The sequence below is a fragment of the Exiguobacterium sp. S22-S28 genome, assembly GCF_043359615.1.
In the GTDB taxonomy this organism is placed as follows: domain Bacteria; phylum Bacillota; class Bacilli; order Exiguobacteriales; family Exiguobacteriaceae; genus Exiguobacterium_A.
Map to the genome: position 1 here is coordinate 1 of NZ_JBHFFC010000010.1, position 1207 is coordinate 1207.

Consider the following 1207-nt stretch of genomic DNA (forward strand, 5'->3'; position numbering starts at 1 on the left):
ATAGAAAAAAAGCGAAAACCCCGGTATCGTAATTGTTGCCTAGACAAACCACGATTGGAGTTTTCGCTTTGTCCCAACAGTTTATCAAATTACTTCTTCCACTTCCAGACCTTTTTCAGATCCAGATGTCTTCAGACGAAGAACCGAACGTTTTCCCGGTCATCCCGGATCGACACGACATCCCTTGCCCGCTTTGCCAGAGAAAGACAGTCCTGCATTCGAAAAGGCGACGTCGCTTCCGACACGGTCACGCATGGAACGTCGGTATACTCTGGATTGAGCTGGATGTCCCACGTCAAAGATGCTTCTCTTGTGATTTGACGTTCGTGTATGACTACGGTCTCGGGCTCGTCCGCACCTCCACCGAGGTGTTCCGGAAAGGCATCGCAGAACGTTGCCACGGTAGGACGATCTCAGATGTAGCGCGTGAATACGGATTACCTTACACGACGGTGGAACAATGGTTTTATCGGTACGCCTCAGTAGAGACAGAGAAGCATACGACAGACGTCCTCATCGACGAGTTCGCCACACGAAAAGGACATCACTATGCGACAATCGCCCTCGATGCGGAGAGTGGTCGGCTCCTGTCCATTGTCCCGGGAAGGGACGTCACGGCCATCACGGCTGCACTCCAAGGCATAGCCGGAGACATCCGTTCTGTCGTCAGTGACTTTGCACCGGCAATGGCGAAGGCCGTCGCACATGTCTTCCCGGATGCGAAACATGTGCTGGATCGTTTCCATCTCATCCAGTTCTTCACGGACGCCCTTCGCCGTCGGCGTCGTTTTTTGAACGAGGTGAAACGTCACCATCATGTCCGTGTGATTGACCGTGCTCTCGCCTGTCGTCCGGAGACGCTGTCCCCCGAAGACCGGGAGGTCGCCGATTCTTGCCTTCGGGAAGATCCGTTCACCCGGGACCTCTATCAAGGACTTCAACATATTCGATATGTGCTGAAGGCCACGTGCCATGGACAGGCGAAACGTCGACTGACCGATTGGTTGGATCGTTATCAGTCCCATCCTTGCGGGCCTCTGGCGAAGATCGCGAAATCGATCCAGAACCGAGAGGAAGCGATGCGTCGAACAATCGTGTCCAGTCTATCGAACGGAAAGATGGAAGGAACGAACAACAAAATCAAGCTTATCAAACGCCGTGGTTATGGCTACCGAAACCTCGAACGTTTCTTTTTGAGATTACGCTT

The 1207-nt window shown here is 52.9% G+C and carries 1 protein-coding gene; it reads left to right on the forward strand.

Going from position 1 to position 1207, the window contains the following annotated elements; genetic code table 11:
* Positions 1-35: 35 nt before the first annotated feature.
* Positions 36-1207, forward strand: a 1172-nt coding sequence (locus ACHA8N_RS02925; RefSeq protein WP_393964641.1) for an ISL3 family transposase, incomplete at its 3' end; no start/stop codon positions are given.